The organism is Psychrobacter immobilis (assembly GCF_904846185.1).
Classification (GTDB): Bacteria; Pseudomonadota; Gammaproteobacteria; order Pseudomonadales; family Moraxellaceae; genus Psychrobacter; species Psychrobacter immobilis_B.
Genome location: NZ_CAJGZQ010000003.1, coordinates 173,026 through 197,951, shown reverse-complemented (window position 1 = coordinate 197,951; position 24,926 = coordinate 173,026). Strand labels below are relative to the sequence as shown.

General features: G+C 44.2%; 22 protein-coding genes. 9 read left to right on the top strand and 13 right to left on the bottom strand.

What is annotated here, in order from left to right; genetic code table 11:
• Positions 1 to 209: 209 nt before the first annotated feature.
• Positions 210 to 944 carry an NUDIX hydrolase gene (locus JMW94_RS02780; protein ID WP_201600748.1) on the top strand — a complete coding sequence of 245 codons (735 nt, stop codon included), beginning with the start codon at positions 210 to 212 and terminating at the stop codon, positions 942 to 944.
• A gap of 67 nt (positions 945 to 1,011) precedes the next feature.
• Here the strand turns inward: JMW94_RS02780 and JMW94_RS02775 are convergent, their stop codons facing one another.
• The 3 genes from JMW94_RS02775 to nhaA form a co-directional block, all read right to left on the bottom strand.
• A complete protein-coding gene (locus JMW94_RS02775) occupies positions 1,012 to 2,382 on the bottom strand; it encodes an oxygenase MpaB family protein (RefSeq protein ID WP_201600746.1) in 1,371 nt (456 codons plus the stop codon).
• A 62-nt stretch (positions 2,383 to 2,444) separates the two neighbouring features.
• Positions 2,445 to 3,029, bottom strand: coding sequence for a DUF2799 domain-containing protein (locus JMW94_RS02770; RefSeq protein WP_201600743.1), 585 nt, complete (start codon positions 3,027 to 3,029; stop codon positions 2,445 to 2,447).
• A 149-nt stretch (positions 3,030 to 3,178) separates the two neighbouring features.
• Positions 3,179 to 4,381 carry a Na+/H+ antiporter NhaA gene (gene nhaA / locus JMW94_RS02765; protein WP_045444001.1) on the bottom strand — a complete coding sequence of 401 codons (1,203 nt, stop codon included), beginning with the start codon at positions 4,379 to 4,381 and terminating at the stop codon, positions 3,179 to 3,181.
• Between the two features lie 510 nt (positions 4,382 to 4,891).
• On the opposite strand from nhaA, the gene JMW94_RS02760 reads away from it, so the two are divergent.
• Entirely contained in the window at positions 4,892 to 5,647 is a 756-nt protein-coding gene (locus tag JMW94_RS02760) for a TSUP family transporter (protein WP_198330152.1), read from the top strand.
• Between the two features lie 113 nt (positions 5,648 to 5,760).
• On the opposite strand, the gene JMW94_RS02755 is transcribed toward JMW94_RS02760, so the two are convergent.
• The 3 genes from JMW94_RS02755 to radC all read right to left on the bottom strand — a co-directional run bounded on the left by JMW94_RS02755 (position 5,761) and on the right by radC (position 11,985).
• On the bottom strand, positions 5,761 to 7,137 hold the full coding sequence (locus tag JMW94_RS02755) for a dicarboxylate/amino acid:cation symporter (RefSeq protein ID WP_201600740.1): 1,377 nt from the start codon (positions 7,135 to 7,137) through the stop codon (positions 5,761 to 5,763).
• A gap of 869 nt (positions 7,138 to 8,006) precedes the next feature.
• The gene (locus tag JMW94_RS02750) at positions 8,007 to 10,952 is read right to left on the bottom strand and encodes an acyl-CoA dehydrogenase (RefSeq protein WP_201600737.1); all 2,946 of its coding nucleotides are present in this window, start codon (positions 10,950 to 10,952) and stop codon (positions 8,007 to 8,009) included.
• Between the two features lie 349 nt (positions 10,953 to 11,301).
• The gene (gene radC, locus JMW94_RS02745) at positions 11,302 to 11,985 is read right to left on the bottom strand and encodes a RadC family protein (protein WP_201502515.1); all 684 of its coding nucleotides are present in this window, start codon (positions 11,983 to 11,985) and stop codon (positions 11,302 to 11,304) included.
• A gap of 127 nt (positions 11,986 to 12,112) precedes the next feature.
• On the opposite strand from radC, the gene coaBC reads away from it, so the two are divergent.
• Both coaBC and JMW94_RS02735 read left to right on the top strand, forming a co-directional pair.
• Positions 12,113 to 13,513: a bifunctional phosphopantothenoylcysteine decarboxylase/phosphopantothenate--cysteine ligase CoaBC gene (gene coaBC, locus JMW94_RS15090; RefSeq protein ID WP_201600734.1), complete on the top strand. Its 1,401-nt coding sequence runs from the start codon at positions 12,113 to 12,115 to the stop codon at positions 13,511 to 13,513.
• Positions 13,514 to 13,552: 39 nt separating this feature from the next.
• Positions 13,553 to 14,335: a sulfite exporter TauE/SafE family protein gene (locus JMW94_RS02735; RefSeq protein WP_201600718.1), complete on the top strand. Its 783-nt coding sequence runs from the start codon at positions 13,553 to 13,555 to the stop codon at positions 14,333 to 14,335.
• 48 nt (positions 14,336 to 14,383) lie between these two features.
• On the opposite strand, the gene JMW94_RS02730 is transcribed toward JMW94_RS02735, so the two are convergent.
• From JMW94_RS02730 to JMW94_RS02720, 3 genes are all read right to left on the bottom strand, one after another.
• Positions 14,384 to 15,301 (bottom strand): histone deacetylase, encoded by a 918-nt coding sequence (locus JMW94_RS02730; RefSeq protein ID WP_201600714.1) that lies wholly within the window; start codon positions 15,299 to 15,301, stop codon positions 14,384 to 14,386.
• A gap of 118 nt (positions 15,302 to 15,419) precedes the next feature.
• Positions 15,420 to 16,220, bottom strand: a complete 801-nt coding sequence (locus JMW94_RS02725; protein WP_201600711.1) for a YbjN domain-containing protein — start codon at positions 16,218 to 16,220, stop codon at positions 15,420 to 15,422.
• Between the two features lie 68 nt (positions 16,221 to 16,288).
• On the bottom strand, positions 16,289 to 17,323 hold the full coding sequence (locus JMW94_RS02720) for a hypothetical protein (protein ID WP_227685389.1): 1,035 nt from the start codon (positions 17,321 to 17,323) through the stop codon (positions 16,289 to 16,291).
• A gap of 133 nt (positions 17,324 to 17,456) precedes the next feature.
• Here JMW94_RS02720 and ccmA point away from each other — a divergent pair, with 133 nt between their 5' ends.
• The 5 genes from ccmA (at position 17,457) to ccmE (ending at position 20,950) form a co-directional block, all read left to right on the top strand.
• Complete coding sequence (ccmA, locus tag JMW94_RS02715; RefSeq protein WP_201600705.1) at positions 17,457 to 18,086, top strand: heme ABC exporter ATP-binding protein CcmA; 630 nt, start codon at positions 17,457 to 17,459, stop codon at positions 18,084 to 18,086.
• Between the two features lie 139 nt (positions 18,087 to 18,225).
• Entirely contained in the window at positions 18,226 to 18,882 is a 657-nt protein-coding gene (locus tag JMW94_RS02710; RefSeq protein WP_045444605.1) for a heme exporter protein CcmB, read from the top strand.
• A gap of 241 nt (positions 18,883 to 19,123) precedes the next feature.
• A complete protein-coding gene (gene ccmC / locus JMW94_RS02705) occupies positions 19,124 to 19,912 on the top strand; it encodes a heme ABC transporter permease CcmC (protein ID WP_201582032.1) in 789 nt (262 codons plus the stop codon).
• 44 nt (positions 19,913 to 19,956) lie between these two features.
• Positions 19,957 to 20,178 carry a heme exporter protein CcmD gene (ccmD, locus tag JMW94_RS02700; protein WP_193009032.1) on the top strand — a complete coding sequence of 74 codons (222 nt, stop codon included), beginning with the start codon at positions 19,957 to 19,959 and terminating at the stop codon, positions 20,176 to 20,178.
• A 271-nt stretch (positions 20,179 to 20,449) separates the two neighbouring features.
• The gene (ccmE, locus tag JMW94_RS02695; protein ID WP_045453493.1) at positions 20,450 to 20,950 is read left to right on the top strand and encodes a cytochrome c maturation protein CcmE; all 501 of its coding nucleotides are present in this window, start codon (positions 20,450 to 20,452) and stop codon (positions 20,948 to 20,950) included.
• Positions 20,951 to 21,055: 105 nt separating this feature from the next.
• Here ccmE and JMW94_RS02690 read toward each other — a convergent pair whose 3' ends face one another.
• The 4 genes from JMW94_RS02690 to JMW94_RS02675 form a co-directional block, all read right to left on the bottom strand.
• Positions 21,056 to 21,904, bottom strand: a complete 849-nt coding sequence (locus JMW94_RS02690; protein ID WP_201600702.1) for an aldo/keto reductase — start codon at positions 21,902 to 21,904, stop codon at positions 21,056 to 21,058.
• Positions 21,905 to 22,220: 316 nt separating this feature from the next.
• Positions 22,221 to 23,180, bottom strand: a complete 960-nt coding sequence (locus JMW94_RS02685; protein WP_193009030.1) for a MetQ/NlpA family ABC transporter substrate-binding protein — start codon at positions 23,178 to 23,180, stop codon at positions 22,221 to 22,223.
• A 218-nt stretch (positions 23,181 to 23,398) separates the two neighbouring features.
• Complete coding sequence (locus JMW94_RS02680) at positions 23,399 to 24,085, bottom strand: methionine ABC transporter permease (protein ID WP_201600686.1); 687 nt, start codon at positions 24,083 to 24,085, stop codon at positions 23,399 to 23,401.
• A gap of 19 nt (positions 24,086 to 24,104) precedes the next feature.
• The gene (locus tag JMW94_RS02675; protein WP_201600683.1) at positions 24,105 to 24,875 is read right to left on the bottom strand and encodes a methionine ABC transporter ATP-binding protein; all 771 of its coding nucleotides are present in this window, start codon (positions 24,873 to 24,875) and stop codon (positions 24,105 to 24,107) included.
• Positions 24,876 to 24,926: the final 51 nt, after the last annotated feature.

Below are 24,926 nucleotides of genomic sequence, written 5' to 3'. Positions count from 1 at the left end.
GTAACCAGCAAAGCGCGCGCATCTATCAGAGTAGGGGATATTAAAAAATGCCACTTTACGTCGCCAAGCATAACGATGAATGAATGGAGGCCAGCATGTAGTAGATGCGATACGCGTAGCAATAATACTGGCGCAAGCGTTGTACACATTGCGAGAGATAAGCTCCACCATCCGATGCTTAATTCTAATAAAAATATAGGGCAATAATCATGTTACTTCCCCCGCAGTCGCTACGTTTTGATGAGTTTTCAGTCGCTGTGCCGGACTTTATTCGTTATCCCACTATTAGAACGCTGGCGGAACGGGTGCAGCATGAGACCTTAAATGCCGTTACCAGTCCTGCGCTGTATGATGCTAGCACTTCTCGTAGCACTCGCATTCTAGATAGCTTGTATCAAACACCCATTGCCGATGCCTCGGTATTGGTTGCCATTACCCATGAACGCCATCCAAAACTGCTACTGACACGCCGCGCTGCGCACATGAACAGCCATGCTGGCGAGGTCTCTTGCGTTGGTGGTAAACATGACGCAGGCGACGGTAATAATGTCGTCACTGCTTTGCGTGAAGCCTGTGAAGAGACCGCACTATCACCTAATAAAGTCCAGCTAATTGGTCAATTGCCCATTCAAACCTCTAAAAGTGGTATGAGTGTGCGTCCTATTGTTGCGCTGATTGCGCCTGATTTATTATTAGTCCCTGAGCTTGGCGAAATCTCGCGCATTTTTTGGGCAGATTTTGAAACCTTGCTGACTCAGCCTACTGTCGAGTATGCGGTAGAATATGCAATGCAAGATAAGATCGCGACCATTCTCACGCCTAGCTGGCAAGTGGATGGTGAAACGGTTTGGGGTCTGACAGGACGAGTCATTGCCAGCTTGTTAGAAACAGGCTTTGATCGGCAGCTTGAGTGGTATTATCGCATCCAAAATACGCGCAATTAATCCGTAAGGCGACTGACGTCTAATCATTATTCGTTTCTTTTATCTACTATGCTTTATTTATAATTGCTTACTTATAATAATCGTCGTTTTTCTTCAGCCACCAGTTCATATTATCTTGGCGTTTGGCGCGGAAGGCTTCTAATTTTTCGGCTATTGTTTGATTGTGTTGGCGTGCCGTATCAAGGGCAAAGAGAATCGGCACCGATGATAAGACACCAAAGCGGATTTTTGATTTTGGTAAATCCAGCCCATCGCCGATATCATCGCCGACCAAAGTACGGGTCACGCTAGCATTGACCATCTCAACGAAACGCCCCCGTCGATTGTCTTCGCCCATCAGCTGACGCGGCAAATCATGCAAGGCTTTGGCTAATGGTTGCCCCATTTTAAAATCAAGTTGCTGAATTGATAAATAGGTATAAAGCCATTCCCAGCAGGCGGTTTCATCTTTTGGCAGGCGATCTAAGTCAACCCCCATCCAATGACTGGCAAGATTCCATAGATGCAGAATACCTGCCGCTTCTTCAGTGCTGATGCGTGCGCCAAGCAGCCGTAACCCACGCATAATCAACAATGAAAACTGCAAATGAGTAGCAATCATATCGGTTTGATTGATAGGAAGACCCCAATAATCAGTATTCCAGCTGCCATCTGGGTTGTGATGTTGGTCGGCATTTGGTATGACGCCTTTAGCAGCATTGCCTTTACCTTTGAGCAAGTTTTGCCGTACTAGGGTATGAATTTGCCGCACTTTGATTGATTGCCGCCAACCTTCTGAGCCAATCGCTAATACTTGCTCGATAGACTGACGTTGATTATGCGCATTTGTATTTGGCTTATGTAATGGGGGATGTTCAGAGACGGCAAGGATATAAGCGTAAGTACGCATCAGGCGCGGCAGGGCATCGTGCATCAATGCGCCTGTCTGAATGAGCGGCAGGGAGAGGGCGGGGATGCTGTAACCTGCCATCAGGGCGACATTACGTAGTAGCCAAATCAGCATCAGCGGATAGCGTCGATAGGCAACCGCACCGATTTGGGCAACTTTGGGATCGAACCAAGTGGGATGGTGGCTAAATTGTTCAGCCAAGGCGTTAAATGCAAGGTTATTTGTGCGATTAGCATCGAATTTATTGCTATTGCTACTGTCGCTGATAATAAATTGCTGTAAGGGCTTTGCAAAACGAATGCCGTCAGCGGCCAACGTATCTGCCAGTGAATCGCCAATATCGTAGCCCGCGACTATTTCATTTAATAAATCTTGCGAGATAACGAAGTCTTTTGGCAATAAATAACGCTTGATGCGCTTTAATACTTGCAAGTCGCTATGGTCATCAATCGCGGTCGTCCGTCCGTGACGCTGATAAGGTTTTATTAAGGGTTGTTGGTGATTCAAAGTATCAGCCGTCTGTTTATCAGTTATGTTGATTGAATCCATATTTATTAAATGCCTTCTTACCAAATATTTTCCTATTAGATCATTTAACAAGGTCAATATTATTAATAGCTATTTGACTGGTTTAGCGCTTCTAATTGTTTTTGCGTGGTGTTCATACGGCGCTTGGCTTTACGCAGCTCGTCGGCTAATGACAGTAGGCGCGCGCGTGCTTCTTTTTCATTAGCAAAGTTTAACATCGCCCCACTTTCTAGCTTATCAAATTCTTCTTGGTAGGTTTCTATTAGGCGCTTGCCTTTGTCTAACTGACTGTCTAAGGCGTAATAGTCTAAGCCTTTTTGATTGGCAGTTTGTAATGTATTCGCCAAGGTTAAGGGGCAGACATTATTTAGCTGACGTCCGCGCCGACCGACATTGTAAGCATTACTGGTTGTGCAGTATTGCTTAAGCCCCAGCTGGCGACCGCGATCCCATGCCAGATAGTTGGGGGCAACACTGGCCTTGGCACAGGCTTTGGCATGTGATGCAAGGCGATCTGATGGGTAACCTGCCACGCCATCGTTGTAGCCAATAGCCTGCCAGTCACCAACGAGGCACTCCTGCTTAGAGAGCGTGGCACAGCTTGATAGTAAAACAATGCTACCAAGGAGCGCTAAGCTTAACAAAGGCCGCAGTACAAACTGTCGCATGATTATCTCTTCTATGGCTATTGATGCAAGTGCTGATATGGCTAATGAAAAATACTTTTAATGAACCATGCTCGGCTGCCAAAGTACGTGAACTATAAAATAATAAGCCACTGATAAGCTAAATCGCCTTTAAATGGCTTATTTTCTTATTAATGAGGGCGAGTCAGATCGACTGAGGTGCCGCTTACATTGTCTTTCAAGCTGACTTTGAGCATGAGGTAACCTGCGATACCAGAGACGATTGAGCCCATAATAATACCTAAGCGCTCATCAAATAAGGCTGTTTCACCAGCAAATGCCAGACCGCCGATGAACAGACTCATGGTAAAACCAACGCCACAGAGTAAGGCTGCACCGTAAATCTGCTTATAATTCATGCCTCTTGGCATGGTTGAGATGCCAAGCTTAAAGATTAACCAGCACATGATCATCACGCCCAGTTGCTTACCGATGAATAGACCGGCCGCAATACCAAGCGGTACTGAATGGAACAGCTCAGCGAAGCCTGCACCTTTGAGGGATATGCCTGAGTTGGCAAATGCGAATAATGGCAAGATACCGAAGGCAACGGTGTTATGTAAATCGTGCTCTAGCTCTTCTAATGGTGAGTGCTCAGGATCAGTACGGTCAAACATAGGAATAAATAGTGCTAAGACCACCCCAGCCAAGGTGGCATGGATGCCGGACTTGAGTACCGCAATCCACATGATCACACCGATCAGCAGATAAGGCGTGATGCTGGTGACGTTGCGACGATTGAGAAGGTATAAGAAGGGTAGACATAGACCTGCCACTGCCAATGACTCTAATGACAAATCACTGGTATAAAATAAAGCGATGATTAAAATGGCGCCAATATCATCAAAAATAGCAATCGATACTAAAAATACTTTTAAAGAGTTGGGGACGCGGTTGCCTAATAAGCTCAAAATACCTAGGGCAAAAGCAATATCGGTCGCGGCTGGAATCGCCCATCCTTTCCAAAACTCAGGCTCGTTATAGTTAAAGAGCAGATAGACAATTGCTGGCATAATCATGCCACCGAGCGCCGCACCAGCTGGCAGGATGATTTGCTTAACGTTAGACAGCTCACCGATCAACACTTCACGTTTGAGCTCAAGTCCCACTAAGAAAAAGAAAATCGCCATCAAACCGTCATTGATCCAGTGATGAGCGTCTTTAGCGATAGCGAACTCACCGATTTGAATGGCAACGGGTGCGTGAATAAAGCCCTCGTACCACACATTGAGAGGAGAGTTGGCAATAATCATTGCAGCAATGGCAGCCAATGCTAGGACGATACCGCCCGCTGCCTCAAATTCAAAAAATGCTTTAATCCTGCGTATTGCCATATCATCCTCATTTGCTAAACACGAATTACAAATTAATCCAATAACCTCAAATATCTATGACACGACTCATAAAGACATGATAGACAGCAACAGTTTCTCATACTCTTATTGATATAGACAACAAAATACGTCAACCAAAAGTTATAAGTGCCACTTGCCACATTAATAATAGCGATATTATAAAGTCGATAGAGCAGACAAAAGCGTGATAAGTCGTTACATAGTTTTAATCAATCGCTGCTTATTTTAGATACTTATTAAGCCGTTAGACAAATCTAGCAGACTTTTTTACGTTTTTGGCTTTTTTTAGCGTTTTATCTTTATAATGATTGGCATTTTGTGATGTTCTGTCACAGCTTTAATATATATCAGCAGTACTATCAGCTAATGAATAGCAAAGTTGATAGCAACATTGCTACTAATATTTTATTTCCAGTTCTTAAAGCCAGTTCTTAAAGCCAGTTTTTAGGACTTACTCATTTTCCATCATAAAATTTACAGGTCAGCGTCATGGACTTATCGCTTTCGTTAGAGGTTATATTAATGCTTACCGCTGTGGCAGCGTTGGCAGGCTTTATTGATGCTATCGCTGGTGGTGGCGGTTTATTGACCATCCCTGCCATGTTACTTGCCAATATCCCACCAGTGCTAACGCTTGGTACCAATAAGCTACAAGCCGCCTCAGGTGCGCTAGCAGCCTCTATTACGATGATTAGAAAAGGGGTGGTCAAACCGCAACGTATCAAAGTAGCTATTGTTGGCGCCTTTATCGGTTCTGTTCTCGGCACTATTGCTGTACAAATGTCGCCGCCGGATCTGCTTGAGACACTGATTCCGTTTTTGATTGCGGCTATCGGGATTTATACTTTGTTTGCGCCTCGACTTGGCGAAGTAGAAGCTGCGCCGCGTATCTCAGAAGGCAAATGGCAAAAAGTGGTTGCACCGTTAATTGGTTTTTATGATGGTTATATTGGACCAGGCACAGGGATGTTTTTTGCGCTCGGCAACGTGGCGTTGCGCGGTCGGCAAATCATCGAAGCAACAGGCGCAGCAAAGGTATTGAATTTATCGACCAATATTGGTTCTTTAATATTCTTTATTTTGGGCGGTAATGTCTTGTGGAAAGTAGGGCTTGCCATGATGGTGGGACAAACGATAGGCGCGTATTTTGGCTCTCATATGGTGGTCAAGGGCGGTAGTAAGCTGATTCGTCCGATGATTGTAGTGGTATGCTTGGCGATGATAACCAAATACGTTTTTGGTTGATTGTTGTTCAACACGCCCTAAATGTATTTAGCAAAGAAAAAAACCTCAGCCAATATGACTGAGGTTTTTTATGGATCGTGAATAAATCATCAAAATCTATTCAATATAAGTGCCTAGCGGCGACGATCGATATCATCGTACTCACTGCCCATGATCCCATCACTAAAGACTTCAGAGAATTCACGCTCATTGTCTTCATCAATGTGACCATCGAACACGTCTTTTGCACCAGCGTTAGGATCGTTATAAATAGCCAAATCCATTTTGCCTTCTGATTTTGCCACAATAGCCGTCACAGCAGCATCGCCACCGACGTTCACTGCGGTACGTAACATATCAAGGATACGATCCACACCTAAGATAAGACCGATGCCTTCGATAGGTAGACCGACTTGGGCAAATACCATTGATAGCATAATCAGACCAACACCCGGTACACCAGCGGTACCGACGGAAGCCAAAACGGACATTAGAATGACAGTCAGATACTCAGTCACGCCCAAGTCAATACCATAGATATTGGCAATGAAAATGGTCGCCGTACCTTGCATGATGGCGGTACCATCCATGTTGATGGTCGCACCAAATGGCACAGTAAATGAAGCAACTGAGTTATTGACACCCATGCGCTTAGTGACCGTACGCAAGGTAATAGGAATCGTCGCGTTCGAGCTTGACGTACTAAAAGCAAAAATCTGAACTTCACGCATTTTTGCCAAAAAGGTTCTGATGGATAAGCCCGAAGAGACTTTGAGTACAATCATCATAGTGACAAAGAAATGGAATGCCAATGAGCCGACCAATACCGCCACATAACCCAGCAGTGACCAAATCAAGTCTAAACCCAGCTCTGCCATTGCTTTGGTCAATAGCGCAAATACACCATAAGGCGCAAGATTCATAATGATGGTCACCATTTTTAAGATGACTTCATTGATTAATTCTAAGCTCTGCACTAAGCCTTTGGCAGGTTTACCCACCATCAAGATACTAACACCGATCAAAATAGCAAAGAAAATAATCGATAACATATCACCATTTGCCATCGCGCTGATGGGGTTTGATGGGATAATATTAGAGAACACATCAAGCAGTGGCGGTGCTGATGCTGCTTCAAATGCCGCTTCGGTTTCGATATTCATGCCTTTACCGATACCAAATAGCACGCCAAGCCCAATCGCTGTTGCGATAGCCAGAGCTGTTGTCATCATATAAATAAGAAATGTCTTGGTGCCGATGCGACCAAGCAAACGAATATCCCCAATACCGCAAACACCGCAAATCAGTGAGATCAGCACCAAAGGCACGACTAGCATTTTGAGCGAGTTGACAAATAGCTTGCCGACAATGGCGAGGAAGCCATTGGTAATGTACGTATGAATGAAACCGCCTTCAGCGTTCAGTCCTGAATAGTTTATAAACAATCCCAGTATGATACCGAGTACCATAGCGACAATAATCTTGCCGGTCAGTCCCATATTTTTCCACATAACTTATATCCTTTGTGTACGTGCCCCAGTAGCGAATAGATAGGCTGCTCACATCAATGTGATTGTTGCCATTATTATCACCGCTCTTGCTACGTCTATTAAATTCTTTCAACTTCCACTTAGTGTCACGTTTTCGGGGCACAATATAAAATAATTGTTAAGGATACTGCAACGTTTTTTTATGACTAAGGTAATATAAATCAATAGTTAAGTTGTCTGCGCCGAATTTTTCGCGAGTAAAGTAGGTAAATGACAAGGCATATTGACCAATATTAAGGCGTGTTGAACATTCAAAAATAGATACTGCTGATCGCTAAAACTGTTCCAGATAAGGCGTAAAACAACGGTAATGTTCATGCCTTAATTAGTTTTATAACACATTTCTTATATGGAGCTGGGAGAATTTAGTATTATTCCAATATTAATAGAGAGAGACAGGGCTGTTTTTTACCATTTCATTGTTAAAAGTAGACGCTTAGAATGACTAAGCTGACTATTTTTAATGTTGAGCTGCCTAAAAAACAGTCTTTGTCAATTGCCATGGTTGAATCGTCAAACACGCCTTAATGGTTAAAAACGGCGATTCATAACTAAAAAAAGACTGCTCAAATTGGGCAGTCTTTTCTAAGTGAATGATCAAAATGTATCGTGCAAGGCTTCTATAGTCATTCCACTATAAAAGTATTACTGCGTTAACCTCGCTTGAAGTATTAAATATACATCTACACTCGGTTGCCTTGTACTACTTTTAAATTGAATCGACTATAGCAGCCTTAAAAGCTATTGTTTTTTAAATATTTTAAGCCTGATTCTTTTGTGTCTTGTTATTTCAAAGCTTGTCATTTTAAGAATTATCAAAGCTTTTGACTTTAGACTTTGTCACTTTCATCACGGCGTAGACCATCCTGCCATTTAGAATCAGTAGCGGCAGGTTTGTCTATATCATCCTTTACATTTTCTGCATCTTCAGATATTTCAGAACGCTCTAGGTCGTCAGCATTATGTTGATTCAGACGATGGTTGTTACTCATGCGTTCACTTAAGTGTGACTCTGCATCACGGTGGCGATGATCTAGTGCTTCCACCTCGGGCTCAGACTCATCAAAGTCGGTCTGTGCACGTACCTCCTCAATGGTATCTTGCTCTTTGACCATTTCTACATCACCGTCACTCTCATAACCATGATTGGGGTTGGCATCGCCAGTTGGTTTGTCTGTATTGACGGGCGTACCCAAATCATTAGAGTCGACATCATTTTCAGCTGTCATGTTTGTCGCAATGCCATTTCTGGCTTGCGCGTCATTTTTTAATTGTGCATAGTCCGTCAGTTGCTGCACGGCATTATCAAGGCTGTGTGGATTGGTACGCTCTTGGGCATGCAATAAATGTTTATCGAACACGTCAGTCAATAATGAGTCAAAGCGTATGGCGTTGTACTGAATAAGCACTTCAGCTTCTTCTTCGGTAATATCGCCGTTTTGGCTGGCATATACCACATGATCCTCAAAAGTAAGCCCTTCAAAACTGTCCTTGTGTTCAGCCTTTTTAAACCTCTGCCATAATGGCTCGATGCTAAGTAACGTTTGATAAGCGTGTTCCATACGTCCAGTGACATCATCGGCTTCAGTATTATAATAGACCATGGTTTTGAGATAATCACGGAACGGGTTGGCTTCAAAGTCATCCATAAAAGCATCGCCCAACTTGCGTTTGAGCTCATCGCTTGGCGGCGTAAAGATAGAGCCGCTGGGAAAAGTCACAAAACTGACCAAACTGGCCGCCATGCGATTAGGGAAGTTTGCAAAAAAGGCTTCAAAAGCTTCTTGAATGGTATATAAGCTATTTTGTAAGGCAACCTCAGCATGCAAGCGTTCGGACGCTGATTTAGTACCATGCTCATAAAACTGCAAAATAGCAGTGCTGATGAATAAATGGCTATGAATATCAGCTAAGCGTCCAGACAGCATCTCTTTACGTTTTAAGTCACCAGCGAGCAATCCTAACGCCATATCAGCCGTTAAGGCAAAGCTTGCGCTCAGGCGGTTGATGTGTTTGTAGTAGGGACGAGTAAAGCTGTCCGCAAAGCTTGGTGCATGATTACTGCCACCGACATAACCTGCGACAAATGCCTTTGCGCCGCGATTAAAGGTATAACCCAAATGTTTAAAAAACAGTGTGTCGAACTGTTTGAGTGCGCCTTCTTTATCTTCGCTTTGCAGCAATTGCAGCTCATCAAAGAGATAAGGATGGCAACGCATCGCGCCTTGACCAAATATCATGAGTGAGCGCGTCAAGATATTTGCGCCTTCAACCGTGATAGATACTGGAATTGCCTGATAAGGGGTGGCCAAAAAGTTACGTGGACCCATCTGTACCGCGCGACCACCAACCACATCCATACCGTCATTGACCACACTGCGCATGGTTTCAGTCGCATAGTATTTTGCCATTGCCGTCATCACTGATGGTGTGCCGCCTTGGTTCAGACCGCAGGTGACGAGGTGACGAAATGCCTCTAGCATATAAGTGTTACTGGCCATGCGGCTGGTAGCGTCTTGGACGCCTTCAAACTTGCCAACAGAGATTTTAAACTGTTCGCGTACTTTGGCAAAAGCACCGACAGACAGATACGTCATTTCACTGGCTGAGGTTGATAAAGCTGGTAAAGAGATGCCGCGACCAACGCCCAAGCACTCCATCAGCATACGCCAACCGCGACCCGCATTTTCGACGCCGCCGATGATGTAATCTAGTGGAATAAAGACGTCTTTACCATCGACTGTACCATTCATAAATGGCGAGCCAATTGGATTATGGCGTGGTCCTATGATGACACCTTCATGGCTGGCAGGAACGAGCGCACAAGTGATACCGTAATCGGTCTTATCAGGATTGCCAAGCAAACCTTCAGGATCGTGCATCTTGAATGCTAAACCCACGACCGTGGCGATAGGTGCGAGGGTAATCCAGCGCTTAGAAAAGTTCATACGCAAACCGAGCACTTGCTCGCCCTCATGCGTACCATAACAAACCACCCCTGTATCTGGAATCGCACCAGCATCGGAACCTGCTTCTGGACCCGTCAAACCAAAGCAAGGCACCTCGTCACCTTTGGCAAGACCGGGTAGCCAGCGCTGTTTTTGTTCGTCCGTACCATAATGCATCAACAGCTCACCAGGGCCGAGCGAGTTTGGCACCATACAGGTAACTGCAGCGGTCGGCGAGCGCGAAGCGATTTTACTCATGATACGGCTTTGTGCATAAGAGCTAAAATCTAAACCGCCAAACTCTTTTGGAATGATTAAGCCTAAAAATCCATTGGCTTTGATAAATTGCCACGCTTCAGGCGACAGCTCTTTGTCTTCATGCTGAATTTTCCATTCATCAAGCATGGCGCATAGTACTTCTACTTCATTATCAATAAAGCTTTGCTCTTCTGCCGACAGCTCTGGATAGGGATGTTGAGCAAAAGTGTCCCAGTCGGGATTGCCCATAAACAGCTCTTTTTCCCACCAGCTGGTACCCGCATCTAGTGCTTCGCGCTCGGTATCGCTCATGCTCGGCATTGCCCCGCCCAAAGTCTTGTAAACAGATCTGGTAATTAGTGACTGACGAATAGGGGCGACGAGCAAAACGATGCAAAGTAAAGCGATTGGTATGCCCAAAATGAGCGACCAAGGACTGATAAAGGCGGTGACAAGGACGGTAACTAAGGCAACGATACTGCCTGTGACTCTTGATAGGGACAATAAAAAGATGGCCAAAACCATGGCTAATTGAATAATGATTGCCAAAATAAATAAGCCAATTGCCATGACTGTCTCCTTTTATAACGCTAAACCAAAAGCGCGAAAAATGTGTGTGTATTTAAGTATTTGAATAAATCTTGTTGTTATTTTTGCTGATTTTTAAGGGTCTGGTGACCAAATTAAACCAATGAGCCGTTATGGATTTTGTAGCATATTTTATGATAAATTTTAATTTGTTGAGCATTTTACAAAAGTGGCTTTGATAACTGTCTAACCAGTGACAGACAAATAAAAGACAAATTTAGCCATCAATATGAAACAGTTGCCGATAACTATCAATAGCTAAAGTGCTACGCTGTGTCGATTATATGTATCAAGATTTTCTCATATAGGCAAAAATAACAGTCGTAATCAGTTATCCAAAAGGTGCTAAGCAGCTTTCGGCATAAGATAATGTCTCATTGCGTCCAACAATGATATGGTCTACCAAGGATAAATCGATTAAATCACAGGCTTTCTTTAGCTCGTAAGTTAATAAGTTGTCTGCCGTTGAAGGGGTCGCATCGGTATGTGGATGATTGTGTGCGACGATGAGTTGGCTGGCGGCGTGACTCAAAGCATGACGCAGAACGTGTTTGATACAGACGGAGCAAGAGGAGATGCCGCCAGTAAACAGTATCTCAAAATTAATGAGATTCAACGCATTGTCTAAGCAAAGTACCGCAAAGACTTCGCGATGCTCCCCGCGCAGCTGAGTGCTGATATAGTCTTTGACCATTTGCGAGCGCCCAAGTGCGTGACCAGTTTTAAGCTGACTGTCCAAATAACGCGTGCCCATCTCAAGTGAGGCCAATATCTGCGCGTATTTGGCAGGACCAATACCATGACAAGCCAGTACAGTCTCTTGCGGCGCTGCCAATAATTCTGCCAAGCTACCAAATTGCTCGATCAAATGACGCGCCAATTCGATAGCTGACTGTGACTGCGTACCTGTGCGCAGAAATATCGCTAATATCTCGGCATCAGATAAATGAGCTGCCCCAAATTTTAGTAGTTTTTCACGTGGTCTATCATCTTCATGCCAGTCTTTAATCGCCATTGTCACTCCTTGAGAATGGATTGCTGTCAGATATATTGAGTAAATACGGAAATTCTTACCCAACTTATCTCATAATTGTTACTATAAGCGCAATTTTATCTTTCAACTTTTTATTGATGCCATGCTTATGTCCAATATTGTGCTTGCTATCACTGGCGGTATCGCCGCTTATAAATCTGCTATCTTTGCCCGCCTATTAATCAAGGCAGGCTTTGAGGTGCGTGTCATTATGACCACAGGGGCACAAGCTTTTATTACGTCATTAACCCTGCAAGCTTTGACTGGCAATGAGGTGCATATCTCATTACTCGATGAAAAAGCAGAAGCGGGGATGGGGCATATCGAATTGGCGAAATGGGCAGATTTAATCATCATTGCGCCAGCCTCTGCAAATACGCTTGCGCGTCTCGCGATGGGCATGGCTGATGATTTATTGACAACCGTATGCCTTGCAACGGCGGCACCAGTCATCATTGCACCAGCCATGAATCAGCAGATGTGGGCGCACCCTGCGGTCAATCTCAATGTCCAAACCCTGCGCGATATGAATTATCAGATTATTCAACCTGCTAGCGGTGAGCAAGCCTGCGGTGATGTGGGAGCAGGGCGTTTGCCTGAACCTGAGCAGCTATTGGCAGAAGTATTATTATTCAATGCCATGCAAACCACGCCGCAATTATTGGCCGGTAAACGAGTGGTGATTACTGCAGGACCGACGGTAGAAGCTATCGATCCGGTGCGCTACTTGTCCAATCACTCTACTGGCAAGATGGGATTTGCATTAGCACGTGCTTGCGTGGCTGCTGGTGCAGACGTTATTTTGATTGCGGGTGGCAAAGTGGCACTGCCGACACCGCTGAATGTCACGCGCATTGATGTGTTGTCGGCTAAAGAGATGCTGATAGCAGCCCAGCAGTGCGTGGATGGTACGCACAGTGCGCTACAGTATGTGCCTGAAGATGAGCACGACCATTCTCACGATCACGACCATAGCCATCAACATGAACATCATGGCGAGTGTGATTGCGGCGATGATCATAGCCACAGCCATGAGATTGATGATGAGGAGCATGCTCATAGCGAGAATCAAAATGTAATTGCGGATATCTTTATCGCCACGGCTGCTGTCGCTGATTATCGTACTGAAGAAGCTGCCCCGCAAAAAATTAAAAAAACCCAAGATGCTATGACGCTGAGTTTGGTCAAAAACCCTGATATTTTAGCGACGATTTCGCTTGCTCATCCAGCGCTGTTTGTCGTTGGTTTTGCGGCAGAAACGCAAGATATCGAGCGCTATGCTCGTGGCAAACTGGTGTCTAAAGATTTAGATTTGATCGCTTGTAATGATGTTTCACGAGCAGACATTGGTTTTGCTAGCGATGACAATGCCATGCAGGTATTTTTCTCAGAGCGTTATGAGCACGATAGCGTCACACTTGAGAAGGCGAGCAAAGATAAGATTGCCGAGCAGTTGGCTGGCATCATTGGTGAGACAATATGGCAACGCCACAATGGTCACAATGCCTAGTTATGTCACTATTAATCCAGACATTAGGTCTTAATTTTTATGGCTAATATGATGGATAGTGATAGCACCCAGACGTTGGTATTGATGGTAATCTTTGCACTGGCATCGTTGCTACACGGTATTAGTGGGTTAGGTGTGACGTTGGTGACGACCACTGCGCTTGCTAGTATCTACCCGTTACCACATGCTATTGTGTTGGTTATTTTTCCGTCGTTATTGCTTAATGCCATGACTTGGCTCGCGGGTGGCGGGCGCACAATCTGGCAAAATTTCATCTATTACGGCAGGCGCTATTGGTTACTGGCGTTGACCAGCTTACTTGGTAGCATTCTAGGCGCGAAGCTCTTACTATGGATCGATAGCGCCTATATTTTATTACTATTGGCAGCGGTTATTGGTTTTTACGTCATAAGCAGCTTGCTTGGTAAGCAACTCCGTCTACCTGCTACCAAGCCTGTGTTAATCATCGTTGGTTTTAGTGCAGGGGTGATTGGTGGCTCGACTAATGCCATGTCGACCATATTGATGATGTATCTACTGTCTGCCAGCGATGATAAAAACACCATCGCTAAAGTTGGTAACATGTGTTATTTTTTGGGTAAAATTGCTCAAATAATTGTATTACGTGAGCCTATTATGGCGCTCAGCAGTGGTGAATGGCAGCTAATCACCTTGTTGAGCGTACTATCGATTGCTGCGCTTTTAGTTGGCATCCGCTTGCGTCGCTATTTGCCCCAAGCGCGCTTTCGTCAGCTTATTTTATTGATACTTACCGTGCTTGGTATTCGTGTCGGCTGGCAGGGAGTTATCGCATTTTTATAAGATAGCTCGCGAGGCAGCTGGCTGTTTAGATGCTATTTTATGCGCGCATTATTTTGTTATTTCATTAAAAAATATCTGTTGCGCCAAACGAAAGGTATTACAGTGCGCTTCAACCACATCGTCGATATCTTCTGAATAGCCACCACCCATCACGATAGCGATAGGAATTTTAGCGGCTTTTGCTTGGCGTAATACATATTCATCACGTGCCTTACAGCCCTCTATCGTCAGTCCAAGTTTTCCTAATTTATCAGTTGCCAGTACATCGACAGCGGATTGATAAAATATCATATCTGGCGCAACGTCGCTAATCAAACGTGGTAATGTCGCCTCTAGTAACTGCAAATATTCCACATCGCCAGTATCATTGTCTAGCTCAATATCCAAATCTGATACTTGCTTTCGAAATGGATAGTTCTTTGCGCCATGCATGCTAAACACAAAAACGCGTGGCTCATCCATCATAATACTGGCATTGCCATTGCCTTGATGGACGTCTAAATCGATCACCAAAATCTTTTGCGCTTGTCCGCGATTTAATAATAAATTACTCGCGATACAAACATCATTAAATACGCAAAACCCTTCGCCATGATCAGCAAACGCATGATGCGTGCCACCTGCGACATTCATCGCCGCGCCATATTGCTGCGCATATAATGCACATTCATAAGTGGCATGAGCAATATAACGCCCACGCTCTACCAGCTCTGGTGTCATTTCAAAGCCAATGGCTCGCGCTTCCTTTCGTGGTAGCGTTTGGGTTTTCAGCTGATACCAGTAGTCCGCAGTATGCGTGGTCAAAATCTCATCTTCGCTCAAACGTGCAGGGGCAAAAAAGTTGTCGGTACTGATAGTGCCTTCAGCCAATAGCCGCTCGGGAATCATGGTATATTTTTGCATAGGAAAGCGGTGTTTTTCCGGCACAGAATATCGAAAAATATCAGAGTAAGCAATTTTTAGCATAGTGTTAGAGGATGTCTTTTTTGAAAAGTATTTTAAGGATAAATAGGTTTAAGCGCTTTGAAAGTAAGGTACAGATGAGACATTGTAAAAGCTATGGATAGCTATGGTAGTCAGTTCATTACTGCACAAATTGCGTTGGCAAAAAGAAGGTTCTAGAATCTGATTGGTGACGTAGCTCGGTCAGCAATGTCGGTAAGTCTTCCGCAGGGTTTTGATTATCGATCAAATCACTAAATATCTCATTCGCGACCGTGGTCATCGCGATGACACTTTGTAATAAATGCTCGATAACATCATTACCGATGCCTACCGCTTCGACATCGATAGCGTGTTTGTAGCGTATCTCGCCATCATTGACATCCATTTCTAGATTGCCGATTAGCAAGTCATAATTTATTTGAGTAATCAGTAGCATCGCCGCGCTTTGATGACTCTCTGGTATTAAAAATGGCAAAATTCCATAGACTGCCAGCAGCTTGTTGTTTTCTTGCACGCGAAACAAATAGCCGCAATCGAGACTTTTATTGCGCATTCTAAGCGATAAGTGATGTGATTGTTGACGGTCATTGTTTTTGTTGCCACTGCTTTTGGGTCGATAGTGAGTATAGTGCCATTGCTTATCATTAAAGTACTGTTTCAGAAAATCGGTAATGGGCGTGTCGCTAGCTTCGTGTTGACTGGCACTCGAGTTAAAGGCGTCAGTTTCTGAATGTTTGCTTTTATTTTTGACATCAGATTGAGAATCAATTTTGGTATCATCATGAGCGTCACTAGTATCCTCATCATCTGTATCACTACTATATATGTCATGAGGCTCTGTTTGCGTCGTATCAATTTCAACTTCATCAGCCTGCGCTGCTGAACCAGTCAGTAACTGTTTGAGTTTTTGCCACAAGCTGAGTGTGTTACGTTGACTCATAAGTATGGTGCTGTCAAATAAATGAATGAGATGGGAAACTGAGACAAATACATCAAGACAGTAAACGACTAGGCATTAAATGCTAAGCCTTTTTTGATATTCGGTTGCTCATAAAACGCTTGTAACATTTCACGAGTATGTGCCGTTAACCACTCGCTTTCAATGGCATCGTGCACCACAGGTAATAGTGCTGTACTTAATTGAGTCATGGCTTGCTCATCAATACGAAGACTCGAAACTACCGTCGCAATAGTATCTGACTGATGATTGCCATACCAAGTATCGATGCTCGCTGCCACAAGGCTGTGTAAGTAAGGTGACTGGCGCAGGCGGTTATAGCTTTGCTGAATGCTGGCTTCGATATGACCGATACTGCTGTTGTCAGGTTCATCACGCAGATAAGTCTGTAGATGACTGACAGGCTGGTCTTTGATTCGCGCCCAACCAGTGATTAATAATCGCGCGACTTCGTCATTTGATAAATGCTCTTGCGCATTGGCTTCTGCGCGGCGTGCTAAATCTTTAATATTACGATGCAAATACGCCTGCAGTTTTTCGTCAAGGTTTCTATTGGTCGCTTTTTCAAAAGAGCTGCGCCCAAATTTCATCAGTTTACCAGCAGCGCCTGCTTTATCCAGCGTGGTTTCCATAAAGTCATTAATGGCATGATATAGCGTTTGGGTTAGCAAATCGGCAAAAGTCTCGTTGCCGACCAGTGTATGAATCAAGATATTGCGTTGCTGATCGTGGCTACCGACATAGTTGGCAAGGGTTTCAACTTGAGTGTCATCCACCAGCTCAGACAGCGGCACGTTATCATTGACTGGATGATAAATAATCGTATGCAAGATATCGCGAATATCTTTACGTATCATATCCGTCATCGGTTGATTGAGTAGCCAGTCATTAATCAGCTGTTGCAAATCATCGGCGCTGACATATTTATTCAATGGCTGTGCAGCAAACCATTGCCACGCTTCCATCGACAGCGGTTCAGCTTGTGTGCGTAACCATTGCTGCATAAACGCAACTTGTGCCTCGATTAAGCCATCTATGGTTAGCGCTGGCATATCTAAATTTTGGTTATCTTTTGAAGTCTGCATAGGTTTTGAGGTCATAATAATCGACAATTTGTTATACTGTGTGGGTGGGGTAAGCATAAAGTATTATGCCATGAACGTCATCTGTGTTTGTGATGAATATTGATTGCCGCTTAATAAATAATGAGAGGTTTTGATGACAGCTCTGAATACCGCCTTACTTGCGCTTGATGAGCTGACCGTTCAGCGCGGCGAAATCCCTCTATGTGAAGGGGTTGTTCTCAATCTGACAGCTGGTAGCATTTGCCATTTAATTGGTGCCAATGGTACTGGTAAGACCACTTTACTGATGCAGCTGGCTGGGTTATTGCCAGTGTTAAGCGGTGAGGTTTATTATCAAGGAGTAGCAAGTTTACCTATTCAGCCTTTGTATGTGTCGCACCAGTTGGGTATACATCCAAGTCTAACGGTCGCACAAAACCTGACCTTTTTGCTGAATTTATATGGGATTAGCCCAAGCGTTACTGATATTGATGACGCCTTGGCTTGGGTCGGATTACAGGGCTTTGAGACGATTAGCTCAAGCCATTTATCTGCTGGGCAAACCCGCCGTATCACCCTTGCAAGGTTATATTTATTGACCTCTGAGGTGACACCATTATGGCTACTTGATGAGCCTTTTACTGCCCTTGATGTCGATATGGTAGCGCGAATGGAAGACAGATTGCGCGATTTTGCTAATGCTGGCGGCGCTATATTAATGACCAGTCATCAGGCCGTTGGTGTTGCCAATCAAGTGCTCGATTTGTCCGATTATATGGTTTGAATACTAGTTTGCATACTCTCAGTATAAGTGTCACAAGCATCCGTAGAAGAGCAAATAAATGATAGAAATAGACGGTCCAGTACAAACAGTGAATAAAAGCTCAAATACTGACTTAGCTGCGGTGCGCGGTATCAGCTTTATGCAGTTATGGCGGCGCGAGTGGCAAGTCAAACAACAGGGTGCCGTGCAGTGGCTTTATCCGCTAGTGCTATTTTTAGTCATTATCACCCTATTTCCGCTAGCAGTGGGTAGCGAGCCTGCGCTATTGCAACGCCTTGGCGTGTCGGCAGTTTGGATTGCTGCTCTATTATCACTGGTCATGGGTGTCGATGGTTTGTTTAAGCCTGCCCTTGATAATGGCACGCTGGCGCAATTGGTCGTTGCCAAAGCGTCATTGCCTCTATGGGTGTTGATTCGTTTGGTTATCCATTGGATTTTTAGTAGTGGTATTGTGGCAGCGCTTAGTTTACTTGCCGTGCCTTTGTTTCAGCTTAGTTGGTTTGAGGCGTGGATATTGATGGCTTCTATTGTGACGGGCAGTCCGATGCTCTTGATGCTGTCAGCGGTCGCGAGTAGTTTGACGCTGTCATTAAAGAATGGTGCGGTGCTGGTGCCTTTGATTGCCTTACCGATGCAGTTACCAGTGTTAATTTTTGCCACAGGAGCGGTTGATTTATTTGCCACTGGTCTCAATGGTTTACCGATACTGGCTTTATTATTAGCAGGCAGTATTATCTCGGTTTTGGTGATGCCATGGGTGATTGCCATGACGTTAAAAATGGCGTGGCTGAATTAGAAACGACATAATTCATGTACAACTCTCTGTATTGAGAGTTTGTAATAAAAAAGGCTATAAAAAACCTTTGTATTAACAGCATGTTGAAAACTGGCAATTTTGCTATAATAGTCAGTTAACTAAGCAAACAATCACTTGTAGATTCTATCCAGTGTTTAACGCCAGCAGGTTAGCAGATAGTCGCGCCCATGATGCGCTATATCGGTTACGACCAATACGCTGTGCCAATAGGTTTATTCCCATGCCCAACTTGAATAACGTCTCATCTCCTAGCTTGTGGCAGCGCATCTGGCAAGGCTTTTTGACCACTGTGGGTACCAAGCAGTTTTTTCGAATTTTTTCGCCTTGGGTCAAGTGGTTAGCCATATTAGCCAGTATTTGCCTATTGATCGGTAGTATCTGGGGTCTCGCTTTTGCGCCGCCTGATTATCTGCAGGGCAATAGCTACCGCATTATCTTTATTCACGTACCCGCTGCCAGTATCGCTATTTCCATCTATTTTGCCTTAGCAGTGCTCGGGGTCATTTTTTTAGTTTGGAAAATAAAAACGGCTAGCTTAGTGGCACAGGCGCTTGCTCCGCTAGGATTCTTGCTCTGTGTGATTAGCTTAATCACGGGTTCTATTTGGGCGAAACCCACTTGGGGTACTTACTGGGTTTGGGATGCTCGCTTGACCTCTATGCTCATTTTGGCGTTTCTGTATGCGGGCGTGATGGCGTTATTTGCTGCGTTTGAGCATACTGCCAATCGTGGTAAAGCCGCCGCCATTTTGTCTATTGTTGGCGCAGTAAATCTACCCATTATCAAGTACTCGGTACAGTGGTGGAACACCTTGCATCAAGGCTCGACCTTTACTTTGACCGCCGCGCCTAAGATGTCAGCAGATATGTGGATGCCATTATTACTGATGATTATTGGTAGTTATTTATTAGTGGCAACATTAGCGATTTATCGTACCAATACCCTTATCTTGTATCGTGATCAAGGCAAAGCGTGGGTCAAAGAATACATTCGCGGGCAAGCTAAGTGACGGTCATGACTGTCGCCAAAAAAAATCACGGCTAGGAAAATATTATGCAGCCTTACTTTTATAGCGTATCTGAATTTCTTGCCATGGGTAAGCATGGCGTGTTCGTTTGGTCATGCTGGGCAATTACCGTTGGCATGATGCTGGCTTTTGTTATTTATAGTCGTAAACAACGACAGGCTTTAATCAAGCAGCTGACCATTCAGCAAGCGCGGCAAGCACAGCGTACTGCTAAAACAACCATGCCTGTCACCAAGCAGCCTAATTAGCTAGTAGGTTCGTCCTATCTAGCATTAGCCGTTAATTTTTAGCCACTCAATCTGCAACTTAGCACTTGATAAAGAGGTGACTGCCACAGAGGTTATAGGGCTTATTGATTTGTCCGAAAAATGCTACCATATAGCCATTAGAAGAGTACGATTAGAAAGACATTTTTAGAACGTTTTTCTAATGGTAGTTTCTTCAAATTTTTCTGTTTTATATATTTGTATGGCATTGACTATAGTTTATAAAACAGTGACTCATCAATGAGGTAGTGGTATGAACGCAGTTCGTCGCAAAAAACTGATGTGGGTTATGTTTACGCTTGCAGGAGCGGCGATAGCCGTGGTATTGGTTCTTTATGCCATTGGGCAACAGACCGATTACTACTTTGATGCTACCGCGATTGCACAAGGTGAAGCACCACAAGATAAGCGTATTCGAGCAGGCGGTATGGTCGTTGCGGGTAGTGTCCAGCGCGCAGAAGACAATCCACTAAACGTTGAGTTTGCCATTACGGACTTTCAATCGACAGTACCTGTGACTTATCAAGGTATTTTGCCAGATTTATTTGCTGAAAACTCAGGCGTCGTCGCGACAGGTAAGATGCAGGGTGACACTTTTGTCGCTGGAGAAGTCTTGGCTAAGCATGATGAAAACTACATGCCGCCAGAAGTGGCCAAATCAATGAAAGAAAACAACCGAAGCGGTGTAGTGCCTCCTTCTGAGCAATATAATCCTGCTGAAAAGGTGCATGAGACGGATACGCTACAGCAGTAGTTATATAGTCCATACCATAGTAAAAGAGCCGCTAATATATTATTAGCGGTTCTTTTTTTACATGAATTTTAGTGCTAATAAGTTTCGATAGTTTCTTACAAGAGCTTAGTCGTCCCATTCAGGCGAGTAATCTGGATGCTTAATTTTGCGCCCATCAGCACGCGCTAAGCTGCTGATTTTCTCAATATCATCCGCACTCAATTGCACTTTCATTGCGTCCAAGTTGCCTTGTAAATGGTCAGGGTTAGCAGTCTTTGGAATGGCAACGCGATGCTTATCTGCCAGAATCCAAGCCAATGATATCTGTGCTGGCGTGACATTATGTTTGTCAGCGATTTCTTTAATAATCTTATTATCGAATACATCACCGCGTGCAAGTGGTGAATAAGCTTCGAGTAGAATGTGGTGATTGTTCAAAAAAGTCTGCAAGGTTTTTTGCTTGATGAACGGATGAAACTCAACCTGATTGACCACAATCGGTACATCAGCATATTTCTCAGCTTCAATAATATTGGCAATATTAAAGTTAGAGACGCCGATATGGCGCGTCAAACCTTGTTTTTGAAGTTCGCACAAGGCAGGAATGGTTTCAGATAAAGGAACACGGTCATCCGGCCAGTGCAATAGTAGCAAATCAACATAATCAGTATCTAAGTCTGCTAAAGAGCGTTTGGCGGCGGCAATCAATTTCTCAGGCTCAAACTTCATATCATCAGGAAAAATCTTTGTGGTCAAAAAGAACTTATCCCGAGATACCCCTGATTGTTTGATACCTTGACCCACTTCTTTTTCATTACCATAAGCTTGAGCGGTATCAATGTGCTCGTAACCCATTTTCAACGCTTGACTGACGACATCAACACAATCTTGACCGGTCGATTGCCATGTACCAAGCCCTAGTACAGGAATATTTGCTTGTCCAGCGGTACGAATATTATAAGTTTTAGCACGCATCTTATTATCCTTGTTATTTATGTATTTATTGATAGAGCATCGAATCATCAATATTCTGATTACCCTTTCTATTTGACCTACCCACTATAGAAAAAATTGGCAGCAAGTAAAAGGGCACGTGACGCTTTCCTACAAAGGACAAACAGGCTGTAACGTCATTTTTAGTAACTGATAGACAGCAGCGCGCGGTTAAAAAATAAAAATCGTAAAATCGAGCCCATAAAAAACGCCCATCACTATCTAGCAATGGGCGTTTACAATCGGGACGAAGACGATATTTAAGTGTTTTGGATTTAAGTGCTTTTGGCTTAAGAGCTTATTGAGCAGCAGCTTCTACAGGTGCAGGTTTTGTTGCGGTATCCGTGTGCGCACTGTGATCAGAGCCCCAGATTTTTGGGTACTTATAACCAGGGAAAGTTTCATGAGCATACTTTTTAAAGGCTTCTGAATTATATGCATTGGTCACATCTTCGACCCATTTTTTGCCAGCATCTGCTGATTTGATGGCTGACCAGTTGACATAAGCAAAGCTAGGCTCTTGAAATAGTGCTTCAGTCAGCTTGATACCAGCATCCGTGGCATAGTTGCCATTGATGACGGCAAAGTCGACTTCATCACGAGCACGTGGCAATTGAGCGGCTTCTAACTCAATTATTTCAATGTCGTATTTGCTGTTATCAGCGATGTCAGTTTTTGATGCCGTTAGCGGATCAATATTGTCTTTTAGCGTGATCCAGCCAAGATCATCCATCATCACCAGCGCACGAGCAAAGTTACTTGGATCATTTGGTGCAGAGACTCTCATGCCTTTATAGACATCATCAAGCGTGGTCTTTTTACCTGAGTAAATGCCAAGTGGAGCAGTAGGTACTTGGAAAACTTCTACCAGATCAAGATTGTTTTCTTTTTTGAAGGTATCAAGATAAGGCTTATGCTGGAAGATGTTGATGTCCAAATCACCTTCAGCCAAGGCAAGGTTTGGGCGTACATAGTCAGTAAAAGCAATCAGCTCAACTTCGTAACCTTGCGCTTCCAGTGAGCTTTTCACTTGGTTGCGCACCATATCGGCGAAGTCACCTTCGGTGGTACCGATGACGATTTTTGTATGCTCAGGATCGATATCGCTAGCGGCAGTCTCTGCTGTTGAGCCTTCAGTAACAGGCTCTTTAGTTGCTTCTGGTGCTGATGAGTTGTTGCAACCAACCAAGACTAGGCTTGATACGCCAACGGCAGCAAATGCAGTCGCTAACTGACGGCTGATATCTGTTAATTTCATGGAGCTTCCTTAATAAGAGGGATGGGATGGAGGGCAAACGCTGGCCATTAAAAAAGCAACATTAGGGATAGTAATGCTGCTAAGTTAACGACTGTTAAGTTAGTATCAAAATTAAAGGGTCTCAGTAACAAAGTCAAGCATTTTGCTTAGGATGAATCGGCATTAAACCCTGAGTATTATTCATATTAGCGTTAACTGACTTTGTCTGAGTCTTTTTTCTATCGTTTATCCAAACGGTTAGCCAACCAATTACCTGATGCTTGAATGGAGACGACCATGACTGATAGGACAATAACGATAAAAATCATCACCTCCGTTTGATAACGATAGTAGCCATAACGAATGGCCAAATCTCCCAGACCACCGCCGCCAATCATACCTGCCGCTGCTGAATAAGAGAGCAGGCTGATACAGAGAATCGTCACGGACAATACCAGTCCTGAGCGTGCTTCATTGAGTAGGACTTTAATAATGGTCAAGGGACGTGCGCCCATAGACTCGGTCGCCTCAATGATACCGCGTGGCACTTCACGTAAGTTTTGCTCGACCAAACGGGCAAAATAAAACGAACCTGCAATGGCGAGTACCAATGAGGCCGCAATCGGTCCAATACCCGTGCCAACGATAGCCTTCGTAAATGGGCTCATGGCAATCATCAAAATGACAAATGGGAAAGCGCGCATAAAGTTGGTGATACCACCAAGCAGACCATACAATGTTTTGTTTTGCAAAAACTGTCGATCACTGGATAAAAACAAAAATACGCCAAACAACCCACCGATGACAATCGCCACCGTCGTTGAGATGCCAAGCATAATAAATGTATCAATAAACGCGTTCATAATCTCTTTGCGCAGGGCAAACAGCTTGTCTATCGAGGCGGACAATTCACTACCAGTTAACATATTTATTTCTCCTGCCTCATTAGTCTTCGTGCACTAAGCCTTTGCCAATCGGGGTGGTCGCTTGAATCAGACCGTCTCTTACATCTGCAACTTCCAAGAGTTGACCTTGATGCAGTAATGCGGCGCGATCACACAGCCTACGGATGACACTCATCTCATGAGTCACAATCACAATGGTGACGCCAAGTTGTTCGTTGATATCACGTAGACAAGTCAACAAGCTGCGGGTCGTCGCAGGATCAAGCGCACTGGTCGGCTCATCAGCCAATAATACTTTAGGACTGGGGGCAATCGCTCGTGCAATACCGACACGCTGTTTTTGTCCGCCTGACAGCTGCGCAGGGTAGTGACCAGCGCGGTCTGTTAGATCAACAATATCTAGACAATCCATGACTCGTTTATGAATGTCGCGGCTCGGATATCCTGAAACAGTTAAATTAAAGGCCACGTTGTCAAAAACAGTACGATTGGACATCAGATTAAACTGCTGAAAAATCATACCAATATTATGCCGGGCGATACGCAATTCACTGGCAGACAAAGTGGTCAAGTCAGTGCCATCGACGATGACTTGACCGGCATCTGGACGCTCAAGCATATTGATTAGGCGTAGTAAAGTAGACTTACCGGCACCCGAGTATCCCATTAGGCCGAAGATTTCGCCTTGCTGGACAGATAACGAGGTCGGTTCAACGGCAGTAAACCAATGTGGTTTGCCATCTTTGTCTTTGATTGATCGGTCGCTTAAAAAACTCTTGGTCACATTGTTTAAGACAATCATGTCATTCATGGAGGGCTCAAAATTCAATAATTTTTTTAATAGTCACAAACGCGCTGTCGG

What these genes read in the sequence shown, in the direction of transcription:
- JMW94_RS02780 (WP_201600748.1), top strand. Translation starts at nt 210, where the DNA reads ATGTTACTTCCCCCGCAGTCGCTACGTTTTGATGAGTTTTCAGTCGCT.
- JMW94_RS02775 (WP_201600746.1), bottom strand. Translation starts at nt 2,382, where the DNA reads ATGGATTCAATCAACATAACTGATAAACAGACGGCTGATACTTTGAAT.
- JMW94_RS02770 (WP_201600743.1), bottom strand. Translation starts at nt 3,029, where the DNA reads ATGCGACAGTTTGTACTGCGGCCTTTGTTAAGCTTAGCGCTCCTTGGT.
- nhaA (WP_045444001.1), bottom strand. Translation starts at nt 4,381, where the DNA reads ATGGCAATACGCAGGATTAAAGCATTTTTTGAATTTGAGGCAGCGGGC.
- JMW94_RS02760 (WP_198330152.1), top strand. Translation starts at nt 4,892, where the DNA reads ATGGACTTATCGCTTTCGTTAGAGGTTATATTAATGCTTACCGCTGTG.
- JMW94_RS02755 (WP_201600740.1), bottom strand. Translation starts at nt 7,137, where the DNA reads ATGTGGAAAAATATGGGACTGACCGGCAAGATTATTGTCGCTATGGTA.
- JMW94_RS02750 (WP_201600737.1), bottom strand. Translation starts at nt 10,952, where the DNA reads ATGGCAATTGGCTTATTTATTTTGGCAATCATTATTCAATTAGCCATG.
- radC (WP_201502515.1), bottom strand. Translation starts at nt 11,985, where the DNA reads ATGGCGATTAAAGACTGGCATGAAGATGATAGACCACGTGAAAAACTA.
- coaBC (WP_201600734.1), top strand. Translation starts at nt 12,113, where the DNA reads ATGTCCAATATTGTGCTTGCTATCACTGGCGGTATCGCCGCTTATAAA.
- JMW94_RS02735 (WP_201600718.1), top strand. Translation starts at nt 13,553, where the DNA reads ATGGCTAATATGATGGATAGTGATAGCACCCAGACGTTGGTATTGATG.
- JMW94_RS02730 (WP_201600714.1), bottom strand. Translation starts at nt 15,301, where the DNA reads ATGCTAAAAATTGCTTACTCTGATATTTTTCGATATTCTGTGCCGGAA.
- JMW94_RS02725 (WP_201600711.1), bottom strand. Translation starts at nt 16,220, where the DNA reads ATGAGTCAACGTAACACACTCAGCTTGTGGCAAAAACTCAAACAGTTA.
- JMW94_RS02720 (WP_227685389.1), bottom strand. Translation starts at nt 17,323, where the DNA reads ATGCAGACTTCAAAAGATAACCAAAATTTAGATATGCCAGCGCTAACC.
- ccmA (WP_201600705.1), top strand. Translation starts at nt 17,457, where the DNA reads ATGACAGCTCTGAATACCGCCTTACTTGCGCTTGATGAGCTGACCGTT.
- JMW94_RS02710 (WP_045444605.1), top strand. Translation starts at nt 18,226, where the DNA reads ATGCAGTTATGGCGGCGCGAGTGGCAAGTCAAACAACAGGGTGCCGTG.
- ccmC (WP_201582032.1), top strand. Translation starts at nt 19,124, where the DNA reads ATGCCCAACTTGAATAACGTCTCATCTCCTAGCTTGTGGCAGCGCATC.
- ccmD (WP_193009032.1), top strand. Translation starts at nt 19,957, where the DNA reads ATGCAGCCTTACTTTTATAGCGTATCTGAATTTCTTGCCATGGGTAAG.
- ccmE (WP_045453493.1), top strand. Translation starts at nt 20,450, where the DNA reads ATGAACGCAGTTCGTCGCAAAAAACTGATGTGGGTTATGTTTACGCTT.
- JMW94_RS02690 (WP_201600702.1), bottom strand. Translation starts at nt 21,904, where the DNA reads ATGCGTGCTAAAACTTATAATATTCGTACCGCTGGACAAGCAAATATT.
- JMW94_RS02685 (WP_193009030.1), bottom strand. Translation starts at nt 23,180, where the DNA reads ATGAAATTAACAGATATCAGCCGTCAGTTAGCGACTGCATTTGCTGCC.
- JMW94_RS02680 (WP_201600686.1), bottom strand. Translation starts at nt 24,085, where the DNA reads ATGTTAACTGGTAGTGAATTGTCCGCCTCGATAGACAAGCTGTTTGCC.
- JMW94_RS02675 (WP_201600683.1), bottom strand. Translation starts at nt 24,875, where the DNA reads ATGAATGACATGATTGTCTTAAACAATGTGACCAAGAGTTTTTTAAGC.